This window comes from Pseudobutyrivibrio sp. JW11 (genome assembly GCF_900115355.1).
Classification (GTDB): Bacteria; Bacillota; Clostridia; order Lachnospirales; family Lachnospiraceae; genus Pseudobutyrivibrio; species Pseudobutyrivibrio ruminis.
On the sequence record NZ_FOWB01000001.1, the window covers coordinates 43,081 to 68,502 of the forward strand.

The following is a 25,422-nucleotide window of genomic DNA, read 5'->3' on the forward strand; positions in this document are numbered from 1 at the left end:
TATGAATTTCACATCTCAGATAGAGACAGCATTTTCGAAAATCAAAAATCATTTCACAGGCACACAAATCACAGCCCTAATCTCAGTTTTGGTGGCTGGTCTTGTGGCCCATGGATATGTTTTGTTCAACCGCATTTCATATCATGACAATGCAGCCTGCCTGTTTTCACTTGGCGGCACATACGAATCCGGCAGATGGGTTCTTGGATTCATCTACGACATTCAGATGATGACCACAAAGCTCTTCTCGGTGCCTGTTTTCAATGGAATTTTGTCTTTGATTTTCATCGGCTTTGCAGCAATGCTTATTGTGGATATGTTCCAGATTAAGTCAAAGGTTGCAGCTGCTTTTATCGGCGCAATCATGTCCGTATATCCGGTAGTCACCAGCATCTTCTCATTCATGTTTACAGCATGGGAATACTTCCTGGCGCTCCTTCTTGCGGTCCTTGCAGCAAAGATTTTGCTCAAGTCTTTATCAGTGAAAAACTTCATCCTTTCCGCTGTTGTTTTATCACTTAGCCTTGGTATCTACCAGGCATTTTTTGCTGTTACAATCGCAGCATTTCTTGTGTCACTTACACTTGGCGTTTTGAAAAATGAAATCACTTCTATAGGTGAGTATGCAAAACGCGGTTTCACATATTTAGCAGAGCTCGTAGCAGGCCTTGGTATCTGGGGTGTTATGCGCTTCATCACTCAGCACATCAAGGGCATCGAAGCCGTTGATTACAAGGGAATGGACGATGGCTACAGCCTTGCCCTTCTTCCAAACCAGATTATAAAAAGCCTTTCAGCCTTCTTTGGATTCCGTCAGGCTGGCATCAACGCGCTCCTTTATCTCAGAGCTTTCACAGCACTTGTTGTTGTCGTTACCATCATCCAACTTGCAGTGATGCTTGTTCGTAGCTCCAACAAAGTAGCCGTAAAAATCGTCTCATTGGTTGGCCTTGTTTTCCTTCCAATTGGAATGAACGTGGTTTACCTTCTTTCTACTAGTGAGGAGTATCACGTAGATTCACTTATGGTTTACGGCAACATTTTCGTATTCATTCTTCCAGTATTTTTGATTGAGATGCTGGATGCACAGGAGTTTAAAGCAGGCGTCATCCGCAGTCTTACATCAATCGCCACATGGATTCAGATTCTTTCACTTGCAGTTCTCACTGTGGGTTACATATATCTTGATAACGCTGCCTACATGAAGGCAGAAATCGCAGAGGAGCAGGCCACTGCCTACTACACCGAGCTTGTAGCAAACATCAAAGCTACAGAGGGCTTTTCCGATGATATGGAAATCGTCTTCGTTGGCTGGGAAAATCTTTCCGATGGCACTAATGCCAAGGTGGATCCAGTAGACCAGCTGGAGGCAGTTCAGCTTGAAAAATATCCTCGCTTCACCGACATCATCACTTATGGCGGCTCAAGATATTTCATGCAGGAGCACCTTGGATTTGGCAACGACCTCCTCATTGAGGACGACGGTACATACGCTGATAGCGCTGAGGTTCAGGCTATGCCAACATATCCAAACGACGGTTCAATCGCAGTGATTGACGGAAAAGTAATTGTTAAGCTAGGAGAGTAATTCATGAGTTCAATCGGACAGAGCATGTATGATTTTGCCACAGAGCTGTTTCCTATCAACCGAAGCATCACAGGCGAGGGCGTTCGCCAGACTTTAAAGATGTGTTCCGATAGGATTGCAGGGGATGATGGCATCACCTTTGAAATAAAAAATGTTGCCAGCGGCACCCAGGTTTTTGACTGGAATGTGCCAAAGGAATGGAAGATAAACGCAGCCTACATCGAGGATGAGGCAGGCAATCATATCGTAGATATGGCAGTTAGCAACCTCCACGTGATGGGCTATTCTACCCCTATCGATGAGTGGGTTGATTTGGAAGAATTAAAGCAGCACATTTTTACATTGCCAGATCAGCCGGACATCGTTCCATACGTAACCAGCTATTACAAGGAACGCTACGGATTTTGCATGAGCCAGAATCAGTTGGATAGCCTTAAGCCTGGCAAGTATCACATGTACATCGATTCAGAGCTTTTCGAAGGCAACCTTACATACGCAGAGCTTGTTCTTCCAGGTGAATCTGATGAGGAGATTTTCTTCTCCACATACGACTGCCACCCATCTATGGCCAACAACGAGGTCTCTGGCCCTGTGCTGATGTGTGAGCTTATCAAATACGTAAAAACGATACAGAATCGTCATTACACATACCGATTCATCATCATTCCAGAGACAATCGGTTCCATCACATACATCGCCACAGACAACCATTTGCAGCACATGAAGCAGCATATCGTTGCAGGATTTAATCTTTCTTGCGTAGGCGACGACAGAGATTATTCAATTGTACATAGTAAATACGCAGATACCCTTGCTGACAGAGTTCTTACGAATGTTCTAAAAACTCACACAGAAGGAAAATATAGCGACTACAGCTTTTTGAAGCGAGGCTCAGACGAGCGCCAGTACAATTCCGCAGGCGTGGACCTTCCAGTGGTTTGCTTCTGCCGCAGCAAGTTTGGCGAGTACCCAGAATACCACACCAGTGCCGATGATATGACTCTCGTAAGCCCAGAGGGATTCCAGGGAGCATACGATGTTGTCACTCAGGTGGTAGACGCCCTTGAAAACAACAAGACTTTTGTCATGACAGTACCTTGCGAGCCACAGCTTGGAAAGCGTGGTCTTTTCCCAACAGTCAGCAAAAAGGGAAGCTACGATGCAGTCATGGCCATGATGTATTTCATGACTTACGCCGATGGTCGCAACGATTTGATTGGCATTTCCGAAATCACAGGAGTTCCAGTAAAAGAGCTCATCGACATCGCTCACAAGCTTCATGAAAATGGCTTGGTAGAAGTAAAATAAGAGGATAAAATGACATCACAAGAATTATTAAATGATATAAAAATTGAAATTGCATCTCTTGGCATTGCCCGTGGCGACATGGTTTATGTTGCCAGCGATATCACAAACCTTTTATTCGTTGCCAAAAACGAGTGCCAGGTTAAGGTTAAGCAGAGAAACGATTTCTTAAATGAATTCGTAAATACGTTACAGGATTTAGTTGGAGAGGAAGGCACACTTCTGTTTCCAGTTTTCTCCTGGGACTTTTGCAGAGGCAATGGCTTCGACTATTTAAACACACCAGGCGAGGTTGGCGCCCTCAACAATTGGATTCTTAAAAACAGAACCGATTTCATCCGTACCAAGCATCCAATGTATTCCTTCATGGTTTGGGGCAAGAATGCACATCGACTTGCAGCCATGAGCAATCAGGACGCTTGGGGAGATGCAGGCCCATTCACTTATCTTCGTGATAACGGCGGCAAGCAGCTGTTCTTCGATATTGAAGCCCACCAAGGTATCACCTTTGGTCACTATGTAGAGCAGTGCGTTGATGTTCCTTATCGTCATCCAAAGTATTTCTTTGGAGACTACACAGATAAAAATGGCGTCACAGAAAAGCGTTGCTACTCAATGTACGTCCGTGATTTGGACGTCATTCAGGAAATCAGCATCACCAATGAATGGCTTGTATCAAATGGCGTTGCAAAAGCAGGCGAAAGCCACAGCCTTGGCCTTTGCGTATGCGACCTAGGAGCAGCTTATCCAGTCATCACTGCAGATATGCGCGCCGATGGTGCCAACACACTAAAATTCGAAAATTACACCTTGGACTGGTCAAAGCCAAAGACCGTTCCTTACGAAGTAAAAGGATTAGAATAAAGGAGATTACCATGAACAGAGAAGAAATCTTATCTAAAATAAACGAAATCTTTCAGGATGCTTTCGACGATGAAAGCCTTGAAATCAGCGAATCTACTACAGCAAACGACATCGAAGGCTGGGACTCACTTATGCAGATGAACCTCATCGAAATGATTGAGGATGAATTTGAATTCCAGTTCACAATGGACGAAGTTGCTGGTCTCAAAAATGTAGGCAGCATCGTGGATGTAGTGGCAACACGAGTATAATAATTATTATTTTGTAAATGATTTACCCCTTAGTGCTAAAAATAGTACTAGGGGTTTTTTATTCTAAAAGATGAGAAATAAAGGGGAAAATTAGACTTTATTATTGAAAAATTGAATAATAAAGGATAATATCAACTATATGTGTATTAAATAAGACAACAAGGGAGATTTATTATGCCATACGCAGACGAGAAGGGGAACATAGAAGTAGGCGAAGTAGATATAGAGTGGGATGTTGCAGCACTAAGAAGTTATTTTGATGACTGCCAAAAGGTTTATAATGAGTTTCTTGAAATGTCAGATGATTTAATCAAATCATTTGAAGCATTTGCAAATGATGAAACTCATAAAGGCCCAGAGGCTGATAGTGCAAAGCATTTCATAGAAGAAAGACAAAAGCCACTTCTAGTAGATATCACAAATGATATTCAAAAGCTTATGGATTTGCAGAACGGCCTTATGGATGATTTTAGTGAGACTGTAGATTCATCCTCCACTGCAAAAATAAGTACAGCCCATCTTCGTCAGATAATGCTAGATTTTATCTCCTATGAAGATTGCCTAGAAACAAATGGCAAGGCCATAGAAGCTATGGCTGAGATGCTAAATGAGAAATGCTCTGCTGTAGGAACATTTACAGTCCCAGACTATAGAAACTTCTATAAAGAGCTGGAAAAGATAACAAGTAATGATGGTCTATCAGGAATCGTTCCAGAGCTAAAGAAGGCACTTCATGATTTTGATGAAGCTCATAAGAATGACATAAGTGGCAGTGACTATAAAACCATTTTCGATACCATCAAAACAAACCTAGATACATTTATGGCTGGGTTTGGGAATGGAAAGTATTACGATATCAGCACTTATGATGCTACAGGAGGAAAGCTTCCATGGGTAACACCAAGAGATGTGCTTACAGGTGAAGCACTAGAAGAGTATAACCAGTACTGTGATGACATGGAAGATTATTTGCAGGGAAAGAAACCAAGATGTGCAGTGTATAGATATGACCCTGTAAACATGTGTAATGGTAATTACATCAATGAACATGAGGATGTAAGTCTTGGTGGTAGATATACATTAACTTTTAAAAGATTTTATAATGCACAAAGTACTAAAGAGGGAGCACTAGGATTAGGCTGGACTCATAGCTTTGAAAAACGCATATACGAAGATGAAACAACAAAGAAGATAAGAATAGATTATCCTGATGGAAGTAAAGGTTCATTCTTTTGTATAAATGAAAAGAAGCACTTATACATGGAAGAGCATGGCGAACCAGGAATACTAGAAAAACTGACAGATGGCTATGTAATCACACAGGATAATGGGGACTATGAAAGATTTGATGTTTTAGGCAAGCTTGTTGCCATGGGAGATAATGATGGAGATAACGTATCTCTATCTTATGAGAAGTCAGATAGCGGGAAATGGCTTCTTTCAAAAGTAGAGGCAAAGAATAAAAACAGCCTCACATTCACATATTTAAAAGATGAAAATAAAGGACTTATAGAAAAAGTGACCGACCAGACAGGTAGGTCTGTTTCCTATGCCTATGAAGATAAAAGACTTGTAAGCATTACAGAAGTAGATGGTGCTACAAGAAAGTTTACATACGATAGTAAAAACAGGATTAAGGAAGTAATAAATCCTAAGGGAATAGTAGCAATCACAAATGAGTATGACAGCAAAGAAAGAACTACAAAGCAAAGCTTTCCAGACGAAACTACTATGACTTATGAGTATGACGATGAAAAGATGACTACTATTGCCACAGAACAAAACGGTAATCAGGTAGTGTATACCCATGATGACATGGGACGTCATACAAAAACAAAGTACTATGATGGTGAAGAAAGATACACTTATAACAAGAGAAATCAAAAGACAAGCTTTACAGATAAAAGAGGAAATACTACCAGGTTTTCATATGACAATAAGGGCCATCTTACAAAGATAGTAGATGCCCTAGGAAATAAAACAAGCATTACCTATAGAGCAGATGGAAAGCCTATGGCTGTAAAGGGCGTTAAGGGAGAAGAGTATAGGTATTCTTACGACCTCGATGGAAAGCTTTTTGAAATAAGAAATCCACTTAATGAGACAAATAGATTCTACTATCGAGATGGAAATCTAGAAAAGACAAGAAATGCTGCCGGAGCTCTAACGTGGTTTTCATACGATGATAGAAGTAACGTAAATACCATAAAGGATCCGGATGGTGTTGTAACAGAGTATAGCTATGACGATCTAAACCGTGTAATCGAAACTAAAACAGCGGATGGAGCAATCACTAAATACGAATACGATAATGCAGACCGTATCGTAAAAACCATTGACGCTTTGGGTAACACTAGGGAGTACACCTATGATGAGATGGGAAAGGTTACATCAGTAAAAGAGGCTGATGGAACAACTAAAAACTATGACATAAACATCATGGGCCGTGTCTCAAAGGTAGTTGATGAAGCAGGACGAGTAACAGAGATAACTTATAATGCCATGGGAAAGCAGGAGAAAGTACTTCTGCCAAATGGTGGTGTCATAAAGTATGACTATGACCCTCTAATGAGACTTATGAAAGTAACAGACCCAGAGGGAAGAACAACAGGTTATGCTTATGATAGAAATGGAAATGTAATAGAAGAATACTTAGGCGACGTAAAGGTACGTAGCCTTGATTATGATGCTTTAAATAGAGTCATAAAGGAGGTTGATGCTTTAGGGCATGAGAAAACTTACACTTATGACGAGACAGGCAACCTTATAGAAATGACAGACACTCTCGGAAACAAATACACAAGAGAGTATGATCTTCTTGGTCGAGTAACAAAAGAGACAGATCCACTTGGAAATGAAACAAGCTACACCTATAGCAGGCTTGGAGAAATAGAAACAATCACAGATGCTGCAGGAAGAGTAAGAAGATTTGAATACACCAATGCAGGAAAACTAAATGTAATCTATTTCTGTGGAAAAATAGAGCAGCTTTTAAAGTATGACAATGTAGGACGTGTTGAAGCAAGAGTATTTGCAGATGGCTATAAGATTAGCTATAGCTATGATGTTTTAAGCAGAGTTTCAAAAGTAGAAGGCTCAGATGGAAGAACAGTATCATACGAGTATGATGCAATGGGAAGAGCTACAAAGGTAGTGGATGGAAGAAGCACAACACTTTACACATACACACAAACAGGAAGACTAAAAAGTGTAGTAGATGCACTAGGAAATGAAACAGCCTACACCTATGATGCCCTTGATAACCTTCAGTCAGTTCATAGAGCAGAAGGCACTATCGAAAACAAAGACGAGAGAATGCCTGTAGTAGGTAAAGATGGTCATGTCACACTCTACTCGTATAACTTATCAGGTCAGCTAACAAAGGTAACAGATGCCCTTGGTCAGGAAGAAACCTACGAGTATGACCAGTATGGCCGTCTTAAGATCAAGACCGATAGAGATAACTACGCTACAACATACGCATACAATGACATTGGTGCAGTAACTAAGGTAGGTTATGCAGACGGCAGAAGTGTGGCCTTTTCTTACAATGAATTAAACCAGCTTAATGAGATAAATGACTGGCTTGGAAAAACAACACTTGAGAATGATATCTTAGGTCGTCTAATTAAAGTAACTGATTATCAAAACAGAACAGTAGGCTATGAGTATAACTCAATAGGAGAAAAGACAAAGCTTACATATCCAGATGGAAGAGTGGCAAGCTATTCATACGATGAAGAAGGAAAGCTTGCAGCTGTTGTAGGAAATGGAGAAGAGACTTCTTATAGCTATGATGAGTTTGGAAGACTTGTAAACAAAAGCTTTGCCAATGGAGTAATGCAGGAGTACTCATACCTTCCAGGTGGTAACCTAAGAAGCATGGAAAGTTCTGATAAGGAAGGGGCTCTTGATAAGTACTTCTATACCTATGACAACACAGGACTTATTAGTGGCATAAATAGAAAGAGAAGAGGACTTGATGCAGTATCAGGTCAGTATGATTACAAGTATGATGCGATAGGTCGACTTACAGAATCAAGTTTAAATGGCCAGGTTAAATCTGCTTATGAGTATGATGCTTTCGGAAATAGAACTGTACTTACAGAAAAAGATACAACTACAGCTTATAAGTATGACGTACTTGATAGACTAGTAGAAGCAAAAGAGCTTAATAACAGTCAGTCAATCGTAAAAACATACGATTACGATAAGCGTGGTAACCAGACAAAAGAGTTTGTAGATGGTCTCTTACAAAAGACCTTTACTTTTGATGCAACAAACATGCTTTCAAAAGTAGCAGATGCTACAAAGGGCGAGTTAGAGAATCAGTACAACGGCCTTGGTTTTAGGGTGGCATCTACAAGACCAGAAGAAAAAATAGAATATTTATGTGATCTATCAAGAGACTACTACAATCTTCTTGAAAGAACTGTAAATGGAGAAAAAGAAAGCTTCATCTATGACAACAACGTAATTAGCATGTCAAAGTCAGGAAGCAACTACTATTATCTCCAGGATGAACTGGGAAGTCCTATGTACATGACAGGCACAGATGGAGTAGCTGTATCATCATATGCATTCGATGACTTTGGACGAAACATCGACCCAAGAACAGGCAAGCAAAGAAAGCATGATTACACAACAAACGGAAATATCATCCAACCATTTGCATTCACTGGCTATCAGGAGGATGAAGTATCAGGCCTTAAGTTCGCGCAGGCGAGATTTTATAATGCAAGTACAGGTAGATTCCAGAGTGAAGATAATGTAAAGGGATTTATTACTGCTCCATTTACACTAAATCACTACGGATACTGTTGGGAAAATCCAGTGGGATTAGTGGATAATGATGGTAATTTACCGGAATGGATAAAACAGGCAGAAAATACATTTTATGAAACTGCAAAGCAAGTAAATGATATCACTTCAAACGCAACAAAAGAAACTATTAGCGATATTGATACTGCAGTTAATAATAAGTTAGAAGAATTTAATACATGGGTTGATGATAAAATGACAAAAAATAGACCAATATTAGTATTGGGAGGTTCTGCATCTGTTGGTACAGCGGAATATCTATCTGTGGGGGTTCAAATGGTGTTTGATCCAGTGAAAATGTTTAAAAATCCTAAGCAGGCGGTTGGAATACAAGGAACGTATGCGACGGGTTTAGAGGTTGGATCAAGTGCAAATTTATCTATATATGTAGGCGATTATGATGCTGATAATATAAGAAGGACAGAAGGATATGGAGTTGAGATTGGAGGAAGTACGGGAGAAGGTGTTTTAGTTGGAGGCGGAGCGTGGATATCTGGTGATTTGGATAGGCATAATATATTTGGAGGTTTTTTATCTCTAGGAGTGGGAATTGAAGGAACCGCTGCGGAAGGACATATTTCCATGTCTAATACAAGTGATACGCTATACCCTTTTGAGAATGATTATTTTACAAGCATTATTTTTTCAATGATTGGTGCAGGAGGTTCATGTGTAGAATGAAAAAAAAGAAAACTAGCAAAAAACAATTGCTTATATTAATTGCTGTATTAATTCTATTTATTATAAGGTACGGCATAAGCATGAATACTTCAAAAGATTATGAGTCGATATATATAAGTGATGTAGCGTATATGAAATTAGCGAAAAATAAGAACCTTGAATTAATAGAAAAGGGTGATTCATTTGTTTATATGGCTAAGGATGAGATAAAAGTATTAGGAGTGGAAACACCTTGTAAAAACATAAATCAGGACGTTGTGGAACAGATGGGGATTTCCGATGAACTCATTAATGAAACGGGTAATGTTAAAAGTAAAGAGCAATTACAGAATTTATATATGGTTAACCAAAGTGAATTAATAGATACTGATGAGTTCAACAAACCAAACTTTAGTACTTATTTGTTAAGATACAAAGAATCGAATGAGGAAGTCATTATATTTGTTTATGAAACGAAGGAAAATAGTGTAGTTCAAATTATAAAATGTAGCGAAGGGACGTTTAATGACTCAGAGATTGAGAATATGTATGAAGGACTAGGAATATATTAAATGAATGTAGCAATTTTTAAGGGAAAAGGGGCTATTAGGAATAGTGCAATACAGTCAATAAAGAGGACACGATTTGCGAGAATCGTGTCCTTTTTATAAAGACGAAATTAGATTAAAAATTCTTACCTAAACGCAAATGTTTTCTTGCCAGCCCCCTTGGCGATATACAGTGCTTCGTCAGCCTCTTTGTAAAGCTGATTGTACGCCTTGGCTGGTGCAAGCTCGCTGCCACCTGTCATGGAAATTCCCAGTGAAATGGATGTAACACCAGGATAATCAGTGGCCAGTAGCTTGTTGTCAAAGTTGTCGATAAGCAAGTGAGCGAAATTGCTGAGGGCTCGCTTATCGGTGATGCCTTCATAGTAAAGAGTGAATTCATCGCCACCCACACGGCCGGCAATCAGGTTGTGATTCATATCACGAGTCTGCTCTTGCTTGATTACATTTGAAAGGGTAGTCAGAATAATATCTCCAGCGTCGTGACCATGGTTGTCGTTAACGTGCTTAAAGTTGTCCAAGTCCACCATAAAGAAGGCACCGCCTTCCTTTCTTTCAAGGGCCTCGCCCACTTTCTTCTCGAAAGCTTTTCTAATAAGTAGTCCTGTAAGTGAATCCGTATTTGCGGATTTTTCTATAGAGCTAAGATACTCAAAATGTTCAGTTAAATCAAAAATCCAAAGGATGGAACCGATGTTGTGGCCCTGCTCTGTAAGAGGCTCAACCCTAGTCTCGTAAGTGAGACCGTTCCTTGTGATTGTAGATTCTCCACTTGTCAAAGCTTCATAAAGCCCAGGCACGTTTCTTGCAGAATCAAATCTCATAAATTGGCCAAATACCTGGTGCACCACTTCGTTGTGATACATGATGCTGAAGTTTCTATCTACCACCAGGATTCCTTCATTACCGCGATTAATTGCATTTGAAAAATCCAAGGCAACAGAATCCAGGTAGCTGTATTTCTTCAAAGAACGAACAACGAAATATGCTGTAAATGGAATGGTTAAAGCAGGGATTTCATACTTGTCAAAAAGACCAACCATCTTGCTGATGTATGGAATCCACATGGTAATCATTCCAAGAAGCAAAAGTCTTAGACGCTTTCTCTGTAAATTATCGTGATTACGAAGTGAGTAAAATCCCACGACCACAGCCATCAAGCAAATGGCCAAGCAGTATAACACGAAAGCATAGAAGACAATTCCATATTCCACCACGTACATTCGTGGGAATGGACCATCATAGTCCATAATCACATCCTTGTACATCAGGTGATTCTCACGCCATGTGAACATGCAATACATTACAAATGTGGAGAAAACAAACTCAAAAACATAAACCGGATATGGCAATCTGGTGTGAGTCAGCTCCTGAATGCAAAGAGTGATTGCAATAAACACAAAACATTCAGCAAAGTACTGAAGCTTGGTGGCAGTGTAAACACCCTCGATGTCGTAAGTGGTAATCTCCATTACAAATCCGAACAAATACATGGTCGCGCTAGTCATGAAAAATGTAACTGCCATCTGAGCGCGAGTGGTGTGCAAAGTGAGCACGTATGAAAGGATAATCAGCGCAATCAAAAGTGCTAGCACATGGATATCGATGTAAGCATTTTGCAAGGTATATCCGTGAACGATGTGTCTTATGTAAGCAAGCAGCAAAAAGTGGCTAGGATAAAAGATGTAGAAGAAATATCGACCTACACCGGAACCGCCAAGCAAATCCTTGCCCCTTTCGCCGTTGTAAAAATACAAAGGAATTAACGCAAATACGAATCCAAGCAAATAAAGTCTTTCCTGAACGGTCCAATCATACTGGGAGAAATGATACTGTTGATTGAGCACTATCATCACTGAAAGAACTGCACTCATAAGCACAGTGGCACCAGTAAATTTGATAGCCTTATCCTTGAAATCCTTTCCATAATAAAAGATGAAAACGTAGATGATTGGCATCACAACCCATCCGCCTATGACAAAAGATATCAGCACAAGCAATGCAATCAAGCATATCTTCATCCATTTTTTGAAAATCTTTCCCTCGGAAATGCAAAGGCAAAGCAGCGCCAGCGTCAAATCGAAAATGATATTTTGGCGATAGCCATATTCCTCATGAAAGAAAATATAAAATGGAATTATGGAGATGGCAGAAAAGGCCAACATCCTATAGATATATTCCTGTAGACTCTTGGTGTGCCTGTATCCCTCGGCGATAAAAAAGCACATGATAGGAAGTGTAAGCCTTCCGAAAATGTGCATTAACTGTCCTAAAGGAGACATGAAATCTACAAATCCCCAAGCGGTGTGATCAACCACCATGGCAATGATTGCCAGAATTTTTAATTGTGTTCTATCTAGTCCGTATTTTTTCATACTAGAATAATACCATAAAATCCCTTAAAATAAGTAAACAAAAGTAGATTATAAAAAGGAGTAAAAATGGATTGTTTTAATTATCCTTTAGATACAAAAACATTGCGCAGAAAGCGCGCCAAGATTTACAGAGAGCTATCTGAAAAGCCAGGACTCATCGAAAAGAAGATTGCAGTGCTGGGCGGTTCCACTACAAACGATGTGGTAGATATGCTTTCTATTTTTTTGTTGAATCATGGAATCAAGGCCAGCTTCTATCAGTCTGAGTACGGTCAGTACTGGCAGGATGCCATGTTTGGCAGCTCTGAGCTAGATGCCATGAATCCGGACATCATATATATCCACACCAGCTGGAGAAATATCACTGATTTTCCACAGATGGATATGGACAAATCCACAGTTGATGATTTGCTTGAAAATCAGTACCATCATTTCGAGGCTATGTGGACAGCCCTTGAGGAGAAGTTCCACTGCCCAATCATCCAGAACAATTTCGACCGACCAAACTACAGATTGATGGGCAACCGTGACATCTGGGACTACCGAGGTCGCAGCAATTTCATCTCAAGATTGAATCAGCGTTTCTATGATTATGCAAATAATCACACTGGCTTTTATATCAACGATATCGATTATCTGGCACAGGATTACGGCCTTTCTCAGTGGAATGACGCCAAATATTGGCACATGTATAAGTGCGCCATGAATATGGACGCCATCCCATACGTGGCTCAGTCCGTTGCTTCTATTATAAAGTCCATCTACGGACGTAACAAAAAGGTTCTTGCCCTTGATTTGGACAACACCCTTTGGGGCGGCATTGTGGGAGACGACGGAGTGGAAGGCATCGCCATCGGCCCAGAGGTTCCAGCAGGACAGGTGTATGCCGAGTTCCAAAGCTACTGCAAGAATCTCAAGGACATCGGCGTCGTCCTTGCTGTTGATTCTAAAAACGACGAGGCAAACGCAATCGCCGGCCTCAATCATCCAGACGGCATTCTTCGCCCAGATGATTTCGTTTCAATCAAGGCTAACTGGGATTCAAAGGATTTGAATCTTTCTCAGATGGCCGATGAGCTCACACTTGGAGTGGACAGCTTCGTATTTGCGGATGACAATCCGGCGGAGCGAGAGATCGTTCACAGCCAGCTTGGTGTAGAGACTCCTGCTATGGATGGTGCAGAAAACTACATCAAGGTTCTTGACCACGGCGGATATTTCGAGGTTACCAACTTCTCCGGCGAGGATATGAAAAAGACTCAGATGTATCACGCCAAGGCTGAGGCAAAGAAGGCTCAGGCAGCTTTCGCCGACTATGGCCAGTATCTTGACAGCCTTGATATGACAGCCTATATCACAGGCTTCGAGCCAATCATGATTCAGCGCGTGGCACAGCTTACAAATAAATCCAACCAGTTCAACCTCACTACACTTCGCTGCAGCGAGGACGACATCCGTCAGATGCAGGAAGGTGGAAAACACATCTGCATGGCAGGCAAGCTTGTTGATAAGTTCGCCGACAACGGCATCGTCACAGTTGTTGCAGGAGAGATTGATGGCAGCACTGTAGATATCAAATTGTGGCTAATGAGCTGTAGAGTTCTCAAGCGTGGCATGGAAGATTTGATGATGAACGAATTTGTCACCCGTTGCAAGGAAAGAGGCGTTGATAAAATCGTGGCCCACTATTATCCAACTGCTAAAAACTCCATGGTGAAGGATTTCTATGGAGATTACGGCTTCACTCTTGAAAGTGAGGATGCTGAGGGCAACAGAACTTACGCAATCAACGTGGCTGATTATGAACAAAAGCCAGTACATATTGAAATTTGAAAACTAAAGTGGTAACTTAATTTTCTGTGTGAAAACTGTATAATAATCAACTAGTTTTTTATACCGGGGAGTTCGTGAGGCATCAAGATTTACTGACTGGAGGAAAGAACTTGAAAATGAATGGTATAGGAAAAGACAGAAAAATTAAAAGACTTAGCAGTAAGCTGATTTCGATATTTCTACCTGTTGTTGCAGTTGGAATAGCGTTATTAGTATTGCTTGTAGGTATATTTGACACGAAACTCATTCATGAGCTTCTTTACACATCATTTGAGAAATCTGTTAAATCAGATGCGGTGGAAATTAATAGTGAGTTAAAATCTACCTTTTATTATTTGAATGCTATTGCTGATTCAATTGAGGTTCAGCAGTTTGAGGACGATACTGAGATTCGCGCCTTTTTGCAGCAGACAAAGGGTCGTTATGACATGATTCCTACTGGTGCATACTTATCTCTATCAGATGGGGCCTTCATTGAATTGACAGGTTGGGATCCAGGAATGGATATCCGTGAAAAGCCATGGTATCAAGAAGGTATCGCATATACGGATTCATATTATTATTTCTATGATGTTCCTTACTTTGATTTGAACACAGGAAACTTGTGTGCAACAGTTCTCCGTCATGTTCATTTAAAGGATGGAAGAGAAGGCGTAATTGCAGCAGATCTTATGATGTCTGCATGCCAGGACTACTTAAACAGCGTCACTTTATACGGTACAGGTCGTGCAATGATGGCTACTTCACAGGGCTTGATTCTAAGTGCTGAGGATACAGCGATGTGCGGTCAGAATTTAGCAGATGTTGATGATAAATTACTCAACAACATGACAGCTGTTCTTGGAAACGAGGATGGTCAGGTTGCCAAGGTGAATGGTGCAGACGGACAATACTTCGTTTCAACTTACACAGTAGAAGGCACAGATTGGAAAGTTATAAATTATGCTAAGGCAACAGATGTTTTAGCAGATGTATTATACATGCTTCTTATTGTCATTGGGGCAGTAGTAGCAATGATGATTATCCTGGCAGCTTTATTCAATTTTACTTTGAATAAAATGATTCGTAAGCCGGTAGCTGCTTTGACAGAAAATATCGAGCATATCAGCCAGGGTGATTTCACAGTTACAATTGACGACAAGGGTAACGACGAAATTGCTTACATGAACAAGTCGATGAACAAATTCATCGAAAGCATGCGCGGAATTATTAGCAATATTCAGGGTGTTTCAACACAGCTTGAAACTGATTCAAAGAATTCTCAGTCCACAGCTGGAGTTTTAAATACAGAAGCAAACGAGCAGTCTAGATCCATGGAAACAATTCTTGCAAACATGGAAAGCATGGCAGAGTCAGTTACAGAAGTTGCAGAAAATGCCACATCTCTCTCAATGACAGTTTCAGAGCTTACAGAGTCTGAAAATCAGATTGAGACAAGCATGGTTGAGCTTGTTGATAAGGCCAATGTAGGCGCAGAGGACATGACAAACGTCCGCAAGGGAATGGAAGATGTAGTTGCTTCTATGAACGGTATGAATGAGGCAGTTCAGTCTGTAGACGAGGCCGCAGCAGAAATCAATCAGATTATCGATATGATTAGCGGTATCGCATCCCAGACAAATCTTCTTTCATTGAATGCTTCAATCGAGGCAGCCCGTGCAGGAGAATATGGCCGAGGATTTGCGGTAGTTGCTTCCGAAATTGGACAGCTTGCAAATGATAGTGCTGAGGCAACTAGAAAAATCGGAGAAATCATTGATGAGATGACTATGAAGGTTCGCGACCTTGCAGAGCGTTCAGAATCTAACACAAAGATGATTCACGATAGTTCGGAGGCAATTGATAATGCAGCAACAACATTCCAGACCATAACAGCTGCACTGTCAGATGCAAGTGACACATTATCAAAGATGGCTGAGCGAATGGGAACTGTAAACGATGTGGCAGCAAATATGGCAGCCGTATCGGAAGAGCAGTCAGCTACAAGCCAGGAAATCACAGCAACAGTTAACCAGTTAACTGAAAGCTCAAGAAACGTTGCAGAATCAAGCAACACTGTTTCAAACGCAGCTTCATCAGTTGCAGTGGCAGCAGATTCAATCAACGAAAGCGTACAGTTCTTTACAATATAATTTACATGAGTTCGAGGGCAGATTAAGTTTGTCTTCGAACTCTTTTTAGTTTAATGCACTTATTTTATTGTTGTGCTATAATTAATGAGTTTAATTATGTAAAAATGGAGAACAATTTTGAAAATATTAATTACAGGAGCTGCAGGCTTTGTTGGAAAGAATCTTGTAGAGACTCTTAAGTGTGCAGCAGATGGAAGAGATAGGTTCCATTTTGTTGATGAGGACCTGACAATTTATGAATATGACAGAAATTCTTCATTAGAGGAGTTGGATCGATTCTGCAGCGATTGCGATTTCGTTTTCAATCTTGCAGGTGTCAATCGCCCTCAGAATACAGAGGAATTTATGGAAGGCAACTTCGGCTTTGCCAGCACTCTTTTGGATACATTGAAAAAGCACGGCAACACTTGCCCGGTTATGCTTTCATCATCTATCCAGGCCACACTTCTTGGCAGATATGCCGGCAGTGATTATGGCAAAAGCAAGCTTGCAGGTGAGGAGCTTTTCTTCAAATATCAGCAGGAGACTGGAGCAAAGGTTTTGGTCTACCGCTTCCCAAATCTTTTTGGGAAATGGTGCCGCCCAAACTACAACTCAGCAGTTGCTACATTCTGCCATAACAAGGCAAATGGTTTGGACATCACAGTAAACGACCCAGCCACAGAGCTCACTCTTGTATATATTGATGATTTGGTTAACGAAATGGTTGCAGCACTTCGCGGCCAGGAGCATCGTTGCAATTACGATGATCAGGGCCAGGTGGTAGAGGCAGCAGATGGTCGCTATTGCCACGTACCAGTCACACACACAGTGACACTTGGCGAAATCGTGGAGCTTCTTGATAGCTTTGTGGAAGAGCCTCATTCACTCATCATGCCAGCCATTCCAAATGGCAGCTTTGCAAAGAAGCTTTACAGCACCTACCTTTCATACCTTCCAAAGGAAAAGGCGTGCTTTGATTTAAAGATGAACGTGGACAACCGCGGCTCATTCACCGAGCTTTTAAAGACTACTGACAAAGGTCAGTTCTCTGTTAATATTTCAAAGCCTGGCATCACAAAGGGCCAGCATTGGCATCACACTAAATGGGAGTTCTTCATCGTTGTCAGCGGCCATGGACTCATTCAGCAGCGCCGTGTGGGAGTTGATGAAAACGGCAACCCATTCCCAGTGATTGAATACGAAGTTTCAGGGGAAAAGATTCAGGCAGTTCACATGCTACCTGGCTACACCCACAATATCATCAATCTTTCAGATTCTCAGGATTTGGTAACCCTTATGTGGGCCAATGAATTACTGGAATCAGACAGACCAGATACATATAGAGAGGATGTATAAATGTTTAAGAACAACGGAAAACTAAAGTTATTAATAATAGTAGGAACAAGACCGGAGATTATCAGACTTGCAGCTGTAATCAAGAAATGCCGCAAGTACTTTGATTGTGTGTTAGCTCACACTGGTCAGAACTATGACTACAATCTAAACGGAGTATTCTTCAAGGATTTACAGCTTGATGATCCTGATGTTTATATGGAAGCTGTTGGTGACAATCTTGGTCAGACAGTCGGCAACATCATCGCAAAGTCATACGAGCTCATGGTTGAGATTCAGCCAGATGCACTTTTGATTCTTGGCGACACAAACTCATGCCTTTCAGCTATTGCTGCAAAGCGTCTTCACATCCCAATCTTCCACATGGAAGCTGGAAACAGATGTAAGGATGAGTGCCTCCCAGAGGAGACAAACCGTCGTATCGTAGATATTATTTCAGATGTAAATATGGCTTACTCAGAGCACGCTCGTCGCTACTTGGCAGAGTGTGGCCTTCCAAAGGAGCGCACATACGTAACAGGCTCTCCTATGGCAGAGGTTCTTCATGCAAACCTTGAGCAAATCGAGGCTAGCAACGTTCTTGAGACACTTGGTCTTGAGCCAAAGAAGTACATCCTTCTTTCAGCTCACCGCGAGGAAAACATCGATACAGAAAAGAACTTCACAAGTCTTTTCACAGCTATCAATGCATTGGCAGAAAAGTACGACATGCCAATCCTTTACAGCTGCCACCCACGTTCACGCAAGCGTCTCGAAGCTACAGGCTTCAAGCTTGACCCACGTGTTCGCATGCATGAGCCACTTGGCTTCCACGACTACAACCATTTGCAGATGAATGCATTCGCAGTAGTTTCAGACTCAGGTACACTTCCTGAGGAGTCAAGCTTCTTCACAAGCATCGGCAAGCCATTCCCAGCAGTGTGCATCCGTACATCTACCGAACGCCCAGAGGCTCTCGATAAAGCTTGCTTTATCTTGGCTGGAATCGACGAGCATTCTTTATTACAGGCGGTAACAACTGCAATTGACATGAACGAGAATCAGGACTATGGTATTCCTGTTCCTGATTATATAGAGGAAAATGTTTCCACAAAGGTAGTAAAGATTATTCAGTCTTACACTGGCGTGGTTAACAAAATGGTGTGGAGGAAATTTTAGAAATGAATTGTGAATTATTTAAAGATAAAACACTTATGATAACTGGAGGCACCGGTTCATTTGGTTCCACAGTTTTAAAGCACTTCCTTGATTCTGACCTCAAGGAGATTCGTATCTTCTCACGTGACGAGAAGAAACAGGATGATATGAGACATCAGCTTCAGGCTGAGCACCCAGACCTTGCTGGCAAGGTAAAGTTCTACATCGGCGATGTTCGTAACATGCGCTCAGTTCAGGATGCTATGCCAGGTGTTGATTTCATCTTCCATGCAGCAGCACTTAAGCAGGTTCCTTCTTGCGAGTTCTTCCCAATGGAAGCAGTTCGTACAAACGTTGAGGGAACTGACAATGTTCTTCATGCAGCAGTTGAGGCAGGCGTTCAGCGAGTTGTTTGCCTTTCAACAGACAAGGCTGCTTACCCAATCAACGCAATGGGTATTTCAAAGGCTATGATGGAAAAGGTTATCGGCGCAAACGCTCGTGTTGCAGCCGGCAAGACTACAATCTGCACCACACGTTACGGTAACGTTATGTGCTCACGTGGTTCAGTTATCCCTCTTTTCATCGACCAGATTAAAGCAGGCAACCCAATCACAATCACAGATCCAGAGATGACTCGTTTCCTCATGAATCTTGATGAGGCAGTTGCACTTGTTATGTTTGCCTTCGAGCACGGCGAGCCAGGTGACCTTTTCGTTCAGAAGTCTGACGCTTCTACAATCGGCGACCTTGCAAAGGCTGTTCAGCAGCTCTTCGGCGACACAGGCACAAAGATCATCGGAACACGCCACGGCGAGAAGCTTTTCGAGACACTTATGACAAACGAAGAGTGCGTTCGTTCCGTAGATATGGGCAACTACTATCGTGTACTTCCAGACGGCCGTGACCTCAACTACGACAAGTTCTTCGTAGATGGCCAGGTTCATACAATGGCTTCTGATGCATACACATCACACAACACAAAGCGCCTCGATGTACAGGGCACAGTAGACAAAATCATGACTACTGACTACGTACGAGAAATGCTTGCAAACTGGAATAAGTAGAAAAAGGAAGCGAGGCGCATGCCTCGCTTTTATTAGGACACCAAACTTCTTTAAGTAATGTGATATAAACAAGTTTATTGAACTTCTTTAAGTAATGTGATATAAACAAGTTTATTGAACTTCTTTAAGTAATGTGATATAAATAAGTTGGAGGTACACAATGGAGTATAATTTTTCACAAGATTTAAAGTCTATAAGAGAAATTCTAGGTATCAGCCAAGAAGAACTTGCTAAGGAGTTAGGTGTACAGCAGATAACATTATCCCGTAATGAAAGTGGTGTTACGAATCCTAGTGAGCAGTTATTGGAGATGGTATATGAATATGCTTTTAAAAATAATATAAAGATTAATAGACTGAAAGAAATGCTATGTAGAGATAATTTGCCTATCAATCATAAGCAGCTATTTCATGGGGCGAAAAGTGAGATTAAAGGTGAAATAGACGTTTTCTATGGAAGAGATAATAACGATTTTGGAAAAGGGTTTTATACTGGAGAAAATTATGAGCAGGCTGTATCTTTTGTGTCGGGCTTTGATAAATCTTCTACATATATCATAGATTTTAATCCTGAAGGACTAATGTCTAAGGAATACAAGGTGAATCAGGAATGGATGATGACTATTGCCTATTATCGAGGAGCTTTAGATGAATATAAGAATCATCCTAGAATTAAAAAGATAATTGAAGAATCCAGAGAATGTGATTACATTGTTGCCCCAATAGCCGACAATAGGATGTTCCAAATAATAAACTCCTTTATAAATGGGGAAATCACTGATGAACAGTGCAAACATTGCCTGGCAGCTACAAATCTTGGAAATCAATATGTGTTTATTAGTGAGAAAGCTGTTAGTCATATAAAGTTATTGGAACGTTGTTATGTTTCACAAAGCGAGAGGGATTACTATAAAAAGATAAGAACAGAAGAGGCCAAACTTGGGGATGATAAGGTAAAGTTGGCCAGAAGAACTTACAGAGGTCAAGGTAAATATATAGATGAAATTCTCGAGTAGGAGATGAAATATGAAGGCAAGAAAAATTGATAAAGATGGCTTATTGCTATGTGATATACAGGCAAAAACATTTGAATTGTCGATAGAAAAAATGAATTCAAGCTCAGAAATTTTCATCAGAAGATATATGCATAGTGATATTGCGAAAAAGCTGGATAATGGTTCATTGTTGGAAACCAATCTACAAGCGGGTGATATCTTAGAGTCAGTAAATGAGCAGTATGGAACATCCAATTATGGATCAGTGAAATACTCAAATAACGAAATGTTTTGGATTGGGTATTTCTACAGATATTTTTGCTATTCTTATGAAATCTCTTCATCAAGAGCCTATAAAATTGTAAAGCCTAAGGAACTGCGAGGACTGTTTTTACCATATCATACACTCGATGTTTCTCAGGCTATTGAAAGAGTTTTGGAGGCGAAAGGCTTATTGACAGATGAAGAAACCGAGCTTCAAAGGCAGTATGAAATATTTAAGAAATATCGTTTGAATAATCAAAACTAGATTTTCAGCATAGCTAGCGTTATACTGTAATGGTTTATAAGAATTAAGAAAGTAGGACATATTCATGAAAAAAGATACTATAAAGTGGTTCGCCATTTTACATGTAATTATTTTGATATTTTCAGTAAATAGCATTTGTTCCAAGATGGCTTCAGGCTATCAGTTTTTAAGCTTCAAGTGGATTATTTTTTATGGACTTGTTGTTTGTATCCTTGGATTTTATGCTATTGCTTGGCAGCAGGTTCTTAAGCATCTGCCACTTATCACTACATATGCTAACAAAGCAGCCACCACAATTTGGGGCCTCATCTGGGGCGCATTGATTTTTGGCGAGCAGATTACTGTTCAGAAAATAATCGGTGCAATCGTTGTTATCATTGGCGTATATCTTGTAGTTAGCGGTGATGAGGAAGTCAACGGAAAAGCTGGCAAAGAGGAGGTAAGCGCAAATGAATAAATTTATGTTAATCATGCTTACTGGTACTTTCATCGCCTCTTGCTCACAAATCGTTTTAAAGAAGGCAGCTGAAAAAGAATACCCAAGCAAAATCGCAGAGTACCTTAACCCAATGGTTATGGGAGCATATATCGTTTTCTTTGGAGCATCACTTTGCTCAGTAATCGGCTACAAGGGAGTTGATTTATCTTTAGGACCAATCCTTGAAGCAACTGGTTACATTTGGGTAGCAGTGTTAGGAAAGATTTTTCTTAAGGAAAAAATTGGAGCAAAGAAAGCTACAGGATTGTTAGTTATCATCCTCGGTATCGTTATAGCAAGCTTTGGCTCAGATATCCTTACAGCAATCACATCACTTTTCTAGTAGGAATTAAATATGAGTAAACAGACAAAAAGTATCGTAAGCACAACTATCGTAATTACGATACTTACTTTGTGCTTTAAGCTACTTGGCTTCGTTAAGCAGATGGTCATAGCTTATTTCTTCGGCACAACATTTGAAACAGATATATATTTTGTAGCCTTCAATTTCGTAGGCACGCTTTCATCTGCTTTTATCAGGGCCATCACCATTTCTCTGGTAAGCATCTATACTCACTGCTTGGTGCAGCGCGGTAGGGAAGCGGCTTCAAAGCTGATGAGCGCATGCTTGGAAATCTTGCTTCCGGTAGTGCTTTTCGTGTTGCTGATTGTTTACATGATCACACCTTACATCGCATCAGCTCTTGGCCAGGGCTACACACCAACAGAGCTGGAATACTTACAGCAATACCTAAAGATTTGCTATCCATTCTTCCTGTTTGCGGTAGTCACATTGGTTTGGACATCCATGATGGACGCCAACAAAGACTTCGTAGTCAGTCGTACTGAATCAGCAATCACCAGCATCACAACAATCCTGTGTATTCTGATTCTCTACAATGTGCAGGCAGTTACATCACTGATTATTGCCCAGTATTTAAGCTACATCATCTTTGGCTCCTTGCTTTTGATTCGTGGACGCAGATATTTCAAGTTCACCTTCGTAGCCTTCAAGGATGTGCCCGAGATTAAAACCGTACTTTTGACGGCGGTGCCCCTATTCATCGGCAACTCCGTTTCACAGATAAACAAGCTTGTTGATAGTGCCCTTTCCACAGGTCTTGGCCACGGAAATGTATCAGCGTTATCATACTCAGTATCCTTGGAAGATTTCGTAACAATCATCCTGGTAAACAACCTGGTTGATGTTTTATATGTAAACTTCTCTACATACACAGCTGAGGGTGATTACGATAGCCTTATCGACACCATGAAAAAGGCTATCAACGTCATGATTTGCATCATGATTCCAATCACACTTGTCACTTGTATGTGTGCAAGAGAAATCGTTACTATCGCCTTTGGACGTGGTAACTTCGGCGAGAAATCCATCGCCCTTACAAGTGCAGCTCTCATCGGTTACGCTGTCGGTTTTACTAGTATGGGCGTACGTGATATTATTTTAAGAGGACTTTATTCTTTTAAGGACACCAAGCGAGCGATGATTTCAGGAATCTTCGCAGTAGGCGCCAACATCATCTTTAGTATTGCGCTGTCACATGTCATTGGAGTTATGGGTATTTCCATTGCCAGCTCCATCAGCTTGACAGTCAACTTTTTAATCAACTCACAGATGCTAAAGCGTCACATCAAAAACTACAGATTCCTTGAACACATACCTGTTCTGCTTAAGCAGATTCCAGGAGCAATATTTGTAGTCCTTGTTGTGCTTTTGATGAAGCATTTATTTGATAGCAACATCCTTATCTTTGGCCTCTCAGCCGTAATCGGCATCGGTGGCTACATCGTCATCCTCATGTTGATGCGCATCGAAGAGGTTGAGTACGTTAAAGGTAAAGTGGTTCGTAGAATAAAAGGATAAATTAGGAGGAAATTATGATACCAGTTATGAATGTGCAAAGACAATACACTTCTTTGCAGGATGAGCTTGATGCAGCAGCACTTGAGGTGCTTCACTCAGGCGGATATATTTTAGGACCAAAGGTTCAGAATTTTGAAAATGAATTTGCATCATACTGTGGTGCAAAGTATGCAGTAGGTGTTGGCAATGGTACAGATGCCCTTGTTATTGCACTTCTTGCAGCAGGCATTGGTGAAGGTGATGAAGTTATCACAACAGCTATGACATTTGTTTCTACAGCAGAGGCAATTGCTCAGGTTGGGGCAACTCCAGTATTTGTAGACATCACACCAGAGACTTACACAATGGATCCAAGCAAGCTTGAGGCTGCTTTCACATCAAAGACAAAGGCAGTTATCCCAGTTCACATCTACGGTCAGGCTGCAGATATGGATGAGATTTGCAGAATCGCACATAGCCACAACGCACTTGTCATCGAAGACTGTGCACAGGCTGCAGGCGCTAAATATAAGGGACGTCGCACATGCTCACTTGGTGATATGGCATGCGTAAGCTTCTTCCCTACAAAGAACCTTGGTGCAGCAGGCGATGCTGGTATCATCGTTACAGACAGCGAAGATTTATACAAGGCTGCTATGGCTTTCCGTGTTCACGGTTCAGGTCTCAACGGCGCTTACACATACGCTAGATTAAACGGCCAGGAGTTCGACGAGTCAAAGATTGATTTCCACGGAAATCTTCCAAAGTACTACAACTACCTTGTAGGCTTCAACTCTCGTCTTGATGCACTCCAGGCAGCAATGCTTTCAGTTAAGCTTCCACATCTTGATGATTGGAATGCACGCCGCCGTGAAATCGCAGCAATCTACAACGAAAAGATTACAAACACAGCTTTTGCAAAGCCAGTAGTTGCTGACTTCAACGAGCACATCTTCTACGTTTACCCACTTCGCGTAAACGACAGAGCAAAGTTTAGAGCATACATGGAAGAAAAGGGCATCGCTACAGGCGTTTACTTCCCAGTTCCAATGCATGAGCAGGCATGCTTCGGCAAGCTCGGCTACAAGCACGGAGACTTCCCAGTTGCCGAGGACCTTGCAGAGCACGGCGTAACAATCCCAATGTTCCCAGAACTCACCGACGACGAAATCAACCAGGTCATCGACGCAATGAACGCATACGCAGAGTAATGATTATGACACCTCAGCTAAGGCTGAGGTGTTTTTTTATTGTTTCAACCTGCTAGACACATCATATCTGCCAAGTTATTTCAGTCAAGGGCAAGCCTTCGGAGCTTCGCTCCCTTGACTTCATAACTTTTGGCAGATAAATGTTAGTCAAGCAGGCTTGAAAACTTGGACTGTGGCGAAGCCACAAGTCGCATTAAAAGGAGTGGCTGGCGGCGGCCATTTATCACAAGCCAACGCATTTATAAGGATTGTGGGAAGTTTTGTGATAAAAATATAGGAAAAGAAGATTAAATTTATCACAAACCAACGTGTTTATAGGAATTGTGGGAAGTCTTGTGATAAAAAAAGAGGAAAATGGAAGATAATTTATCACAAGCTAACGCATTTATAAGGATTGCGGGAAGTCTTGTGA

At 41.1% G+C, this 25,422-nt stretch carries 18 protein-coding genes; 17 read left to right on the forward strand and 1 reads right to left on the reverse strand.

Annotation, left to right across the window (positions count from 1 at the left end; all coding sequences use genetic code 11):
* Position 1 precedes the first annotated feature (1 nt).
* From BM102_RS00220 to BM102_RS00245, 6 genes are all read left to right on the forward strand, one after another.
* Positions 2–1,588, forward strand: coding sequence for a glucosyltransferase domain-containing protein (locus BM102_RS00220; RefSeq protein WP_177194859.1), 1,587 nt, complete (start codon positions 2–4; stop codon positions 1,586–1,588).
* Between the two features lie 3 nt (positions 1,589–1,591).
* Complete coding sequence (locus BM102_RS00225; RefSeq protein ID WP_090477743.1) at positions 1,592–2,896, forward strand: DUF4910 domain-containing protein; 1,305 nt, start codon at positions 1,592–1,594, stop codon at positions 2,894–2,896.
* Positions 2,897–2,905: 9 nt separating this feature from the next.
* Positions 2,906–3,757: an AAC(3) family N-acetyltransferase gene (locus BM102_RS00230; RefSeq protein ID WP_090477745.1), complete on the forward strand. Its 852-nt coding sequence runs from the start codon at positions 2,906–2,908 to the stop codon at positions 3,755–3,757.
* 11 nt (positions 3,758–3,768) lie between these two features.
* On the forward strand, positions 3,769–4,008 hold the full coding sequence (locus BM102_RS00235; protein WP_090477748.1) for an acyl carrier protein: 240 nt from the start codon (positions 3,769–3,771) through the stop codon (positions 4,006–4,008).
* Positions 4,009–4,182: 174 nt separating this feature from the next.
* Positions 4,183–9,510 (forward strand): DUF6531 domain-containing protein, encoded by a 5,328-nt coding sequence (locus tag BM102_RS00240; RefSeq protein WP_090477751.1) that lies wholly within the window; start codon positions 4,183–4,185, stop codon positions 9,508–9,510.
* Positions 9,507–10,061, forward strand: coding sequence for a hypothetical protein (locus tag BM102_RS00245; protein ID WP_090477754.1), 555 nt, complete (start codon positions 9,507–9,509; stop codon positions 10,059–10,061). Before BM102_RS00240 ends, BM102_RS00245 begins: the two co-directional genes overlap by 4 nt.
* A 122-nt stretch (positions 10,062–10,183) precedes the next feature.
* Here the strand turns inward: BM102_RS00245 and BM102_RS00250 are convergent, their stop codons facing one another.
* Positions 10,184–12,433, reverse strand: a complete 2,250-nt coding sequence (locus BM102_RS00250) for a TraX family protein (RefSeq protein WP_090477757.1) — start codon at positions 12,431–12,433, stop codon at positions 10,184–10,186.
* Between the two features lie 66 nt (positions 12,434–12,499).
* Here BM102_RS00250 and BM102_RS00255 point away from each other — a divergent pair, with 66 nt between their 5' ends.
* The 11 genes from BM102_RS00255 (at position 12,500) to BM102_RS00305 (ending at position 25,010) form a co-directional block, all read left to right on the forward strand.
* Complete coding sequence (locus BM102_RS00255; RefSeq protein WP_090477759.1) at positions 12,500–14,266, forward strand: HAD-IIIC family phosphatase; 1,767 nt, start codon at positions 12,500–12,502, stop codon at positions 14,264–14,266.
* Between the two features lie 116 nt (positions 14,267–14,382).
* Positions 14,383–16,398 (forward strand): methyl-accepting chemotaxis protein, encoded by a 2,016-nt coding sequence (locus tag BM102_RS00260; protein ID WP_090477762.1) that lies wholly within the window; start codon positions 14,383–14,385, stop codon positions 16,396–16,398.
* Positions 16,399–16,515: 117 nt separating this feature from the next.
* On the forward strand, positions 16,516–17,736 hold the full coding sequence (locus tag BM102_RS00265) for a polysaccharide biosynthesis C-terminal domain-containing protein (protein ID WP_090477765.1): 1,221 nt from the start codon (positions 16,516–16,518) through the stop codon (positions 17,734–17,736).
* A complete protein-coding gene (gene wecB / locus BM102_RS00270; RefSeq protein WP_090477767.1) occupies positions 17,737–18,891 on the forward strand; it encodes a non-hydrolyzing UDP-N-acetylglucosamine 2-epimerase in 1,155 nt (384 codons plus the stop codon).
* A 2-nt stretch (positions 18,892–18,893) separates the two neighbouring features.
* Entirely contained in the window at positions 18,894–19,937 is a 1,044-nt protein-coding gene (locus BM102_RS00275; RefSeq protein WP_044935370.1) for a polysaccharide biosynthesis protein, read from the forward strand.
* 160 nt (positions 19,938–20,097) lie between these two features.
* Entirely contained in the window at positions 20,098–20,952 is an 855-nt protein-coding gene (locus tag BM102_RS00280; RefSeq protein ID WP_090477770.1) for a DUF3990 domain-containing protein, read from the forward strand.
* 10 nt (positions 20,953–20,962) lie between these two features.
* Complete coding sequence (locus tag BM102_RS00285) at positions 20,963–21,460, forward strand: antitoxin (protein WP_090477773.1); 498 nt, start codon at positions 20,963–20,965, stop codon at positions 21,458–21,460.
* 64 nt (positions 21,461–21,524) lie between these two features.
* Positions 21,525–21,917, forward strand: a complete 393-nt coding sequence (locus BM102_RS00290; RefSeq protein ID WP_090477776.1) for an EamA family transporter — start codon at positions 21,525–21,527, stop codon at positions 21,915–21,917.
* A complete protein-coding gene (locus tag BM102_RS00295; protein ID WP_074789868.1) occupies positions 21,910–22,281 on the forward strand; it encodes an EamA family transporter in 372 nt (123 codons plus the stop codon). The genes BM102_RS00290 and BM102_RS00295 overlap by 8 nt, the downstream gene beginning before the upstream one ends.
* Before the next feature lie 12 nt (positions 22,282–22,293).
* Positions 22,294–23,820, forward strand: coding sequence for a murein biosynthesis integral membrane protein MurJ (gene murJ, locus BM102_RS00300; protein ID WP_090477779.1), 1,527 nt, complete (start codon positions 22,294–22,296; stop codon positions 23,818–23,820).
* Between the two features lie 14 nt (positions 23,821–23,834).
* A complete protein-coding gene (locus tag BM102_RS00305; protein ID WP_330388545.1) occupies positions 23,835–25,010 on the forward strand; it encodes a DegT/DnrJ/EryC1/StrS family aminotransferase in 1,176 nt (391 codons plus the stop codon).
* Positions 25,011–25,422: the final 412 nt, after the last annotated feature.